Below are 3,803 nucleotides of genomic sequence, written 5' to 3'. Positions count from 1 at the left end.
ACTTCGTTCGCTGGACCGCCAAAAGCTGCGCTTTTGTCGGCCCGTTAGCTTAATCGTTAGGGCGCTTGAAATCGTGTAGGTAAACCATCTAGCCACAACGACACCACACGCTGCTTTTCAGCACGCTGTTTTGTCGTTAGCTTTGGTGTTTAATTCAAGCCCCGCGGTGCCGCTTGCTGGTTCGCCGACGGGTTATTTGCGCTAAGCAAAGGGAGGCTTTGAAAGCATGGATCGAGTCGCAAATAACTACTTAGCCAACCGCACGCTTCGGCGTGAATCGCCATTTCGTTTGGGTGTTGCCTGTAGCTTCGCAGCTACAACTTCGCATCCTAACAATGCGCTCAACGCCGCTCACTTCGTTCGCTGGACTGCCAAAAGCTGCGCTTTTGGCAGCCCGTTAGCTTAATCGTTATATGTCTTTCCTATGCACATGATCCTCACAAAATTTAAGGAAAAACTCCCGAAAGGTTTTTCTTACCCAATTGGTGCTGAAAAAATAAGTGCAGGGCTAGCCAGCGCCCCTCAGCTAGAAAACTTGGTGCTTAATTTTTGGCATAAAGATGAATTCTGGGCCTCTTCCTATAACGAAAGAATCAAGCAGAAGAAGCCTCTAAAAATAATTGAAATTCGCTACCAGAACCCAACAGCTGGAATTTCTTCCCCACAGCACATGATAGAAGCAGGTTATTACTCTCCATCATGGTTAATATATGTTTACGCGGCACCAAAAGAATATTTATCAGAGATAAAAGAGCAGCTAGCAAATGTAGCTTTACCCGAAATGGAAAAGTGGCTTAACCAAGTTGGACTAACGGAAGAGAAAATCAGCATGGTCAAAAGCTATATTTATGACCCTTGCTCAAAAAAGCTGACAGAACGTGTATAGCCATATAACAATTGGTTCAAACCGTTCGCTGCGCTCACTGGGACGGGCTAAAGCCCGCCCCTTAACCAAACGTTAGGGCGCTTGTAATCATGCTGGTAAACCATGAAACCACAACGAATCCACACGCCGCTTTTCTGCACGCTGTTTTGTCGTTAGCTTTGGTGCTTTGTTCAAGCTCCGCGGTGCCGCTTGCAGGTTCGCCGTCGGGTTATTTGCGGTAAGCAATGGAAGGTTTTGACAGCATGGATCGAGTCGCAAATAACTACTTGGGTCATCGTCCGCTTAGGCGTATTTTGCCTTTCCGTTTGGGTGTTGCCTGTAGCTTTACGGCCACAACTTCGCATCCTAACAATGCGCTCAACGCCGCTCACTTCGTTCGCTGGACTGCTAAAAGCTGCGCTTTTGGCAGCCCGTTAGCTTAATCGTTAGGCGCATTTGAATCGTGGTTATCAAACACCTCGCCACAACGCAGCCGCAGGCCGCTTTTCAGCACGCTGTTTTGTCGTTAGCTTTGGTGTTTTGCTCAAGCTCCGCGGTGCCGCTTACAGGTTCGCCGGCGGGTTATTTGCGGTAAGCAATGGAAGGTTTTGACAGTATGGATCGAGTCGCAAATAACTACTTGGGTCATCTTCCACTTCGGCGTTCTTGGCCTTTTCGTTTGGGTGTTGCCTGTAGCTTTACGGCCACAACTTCGCATCCTAACAATGCGCTCAACGCCGCTCACTTCGTTCGCTGGACTGCCAAAAGCTGCGCTTTTGTCAGCCCGTTAGCTTAATCGTTAGGCGCATTCAATTCGTGGTCATAAAGCACTCAGCCACAACTCAGCCACACGCTGCCTTTCAGCGCGAGGTTTTGTCGTTAGCTTTGATGTTTCGTTCACTCCCCGCGGGGCCGCTTGCAGGTTCGCCGACGGGTTATTTGCGGTAAGCAATGGAAGGTTTTGACAGCATGGATCGAGTCGCAAATAACTACTTTGGTCATCGCCCGCTTCGGCGTGAATCGCCATTTCGTTTGGGTGTGGCCTGTAGCTTTACGGCTACAACTTCGCATCCTAACAATGCGCTCAACGCCGCTCGTTTCACTCGCTGGACTGCCAAAAGCTGCGCTTTTGTCAGCCCGTTAGCTTAATCGTTAGGTAATACTTATGCCGCCGCCAAGACCAAGCTATGCGGAGCTTCTAGACCTACAGGAAACACTAAACGCTCAACTGAAAGATGCCTACAAACGAGAACAAGTAAAAGGTGAAGCGCATTTAGCAGATTTCTTGATTAATTTTATTGAACAGCTGATCGGCGATCTAAATTCACAAGGGTGGTCATTTGGACGATGCGAGTACTCAGGAGATGTAAACTTCAAAAACAGTGAGCAATGGTGGTCCGATGGTAAAGATCCTGGAGAGGGAAACATCATTCACTTCATTGGCTTCAGCGCCCAAGTAATGCAAGGTATCACCTAACAATGCGCTCAACGCCGCTCACTTCGTTCGCTGGACGTCCAAAAGCTTCGCTTTTGGCCGCCCGTTAGCTTAATCGTTAGGCGCATTTGAATCGTGATTATCAAACACCTCGCCACAACGCATCCACACGCCGCTTTTCAGCACGCTGTTTTATCGTTAGCTTTGGTGTTTTGTTCTCCCCGCGCGGCGCCGTTTGCAGGTTCGCCGTCGGGTTATTTGCGGTAAGCAATGGAAGGTTTTGACAGCATGGATCGAGTCGCAAATAACTACTTAGGTCATCTTTCACTTCGGCGTTTTTGGCCATTTCGTTCGGGTGTTGCCCGTGACTTCGCAGCTACAACTTCGCATCCTAACAATGCGCTCAACGCCGCTCGTTTCACTCGCTGGACTGCCAAAAGCTGCGCTTTTGTCAGCCCGTTAGCTTAATCGTTAGGGCGCTTGAAATCGTGTTGGTAAACCATGCAACCACAACGAATCCACACGCTACTTTTCAGCGCGCAGTTTTGTCGTTAGCTTTGGTGTTTTGTTCAAGCCGTGCGGTGCCGCTTGTAGGTTCGCCAGCGGGTTATTTGCGGTAAACAATGGAAGGTTTTGACAGCATGGATCGAGTCGCAAATAACTGCTTGAGTCATCGCCAGCTTCGGCGTTCTTGGCCTTTTCGTTTGGGTGTTGCCTGCGGCTTCACGGTCACAACTGCGCATTCTAACAATGCGCTCAACGCCGCTCACTTCGTTCGCTGGACTGCCAAAAGCTGCGCTTTTGTCAGCCCGTTAGCTTAATCGTTAGGCGCATTCAATTCGTGGTCATAAAGCACTCAGCCACAACTCAGCCACACGCTGCCTTTCAGCGCGAGGTTTTGTCGTTAGCTTTGATGTTTCGTTCACTCCCCGCGGGGCCGCTTGCAGGTTCGCCGACGGGTTATTTGCGGTAAGCAATGGAAGGTTTTGACAGCATGGATCGAGTCGCAAATAACTACTTTGGTCATCGCCAGCTTCGACGTTCTTGGCCTTTTCGTTTGGGTGTTGCCTGCGGCTTCACGGCCACAACTTCGCATCCTAACAATGCGCTCAACGCCGCTCGTTTCACTCGCTGGACCGCCAAAAGCTGCGCTTTTGTCAGCCCGTTAGCTTAATCGTTAGGGCGCTTCAAAATATGCTCGGAAACTACCTAGCCACAACGAATCCACACGCTGCTTTTCAGCGCGCTGTTTTGTCGTTAGCTTTGGTGTTTTGCTCAAGCTCCGCGGTGCCGCTTGTAGGTTCGCCAGCGGGTTATTTGCGGTAAGCAATGGAAGGTTTTGACAGCATGGATCGAGTCGCAAATAACTACTTGGGTCATCTTCCACTTCGGCATTTTTGGCCTTTTCGTTTGGATGTTGCCTGTAGCTTCGCAGCTACAACTTCGCATCCTAACAATGCGCTCAACGCCGCTCACTTCGTTCGCTGGACTGCCAAAAGCTGC

Annotated in this window: 2 protein-coding genes; both read left to right on the top strand. The window is 49.8% G+C overall.

What is annotated here, in order from left to right:
* Positions 1 to 424: 424 nt before the first annotated feature.
* Positions 425 to 886 carry a hypothetical protein gene (locus tag MKI83_RS16810; protein WP_241588474.1) on the top strand — a complete coding sequence of 154 codons (462 nt, stop codon included), beginning with the start codon at positions 425 to 427 and terminating at the stop codon, positions 884 to 886.
* Between the two features lie 1,144 nt (positions 887 to 2,030).
* Positions 2,031 to 2,342 (top strand): hypothetical protein, encoded by a 312-nt coding sequence (locus MKI83_RS16805; RefSeq protein WP_241588473.1) that lies wholly within the window; start codon positions 2,031 to 2,033, stop codon positions 2,340 to 2,342.
* Positions 2,343 to 3,803: the final 1,461 nt, after the last annotated feature.

The sequence above is a fragment of the Atopomonas sediminilitoris genome, from assembly GCF_022601735.1.
In the GTDB taxonomy this organism is placed as follows: Bacteria; Pseudomonadota; Gammaproteobacteria; order Pseudomonadales; family Pseudomonadaceae; genus Atopomonas; species Atopomonas sediminilitoris.
Note: the sequence above shows the minus strand (reverse complement) of the source record. Positions and strands in the feature narration are given on the sequence as shown.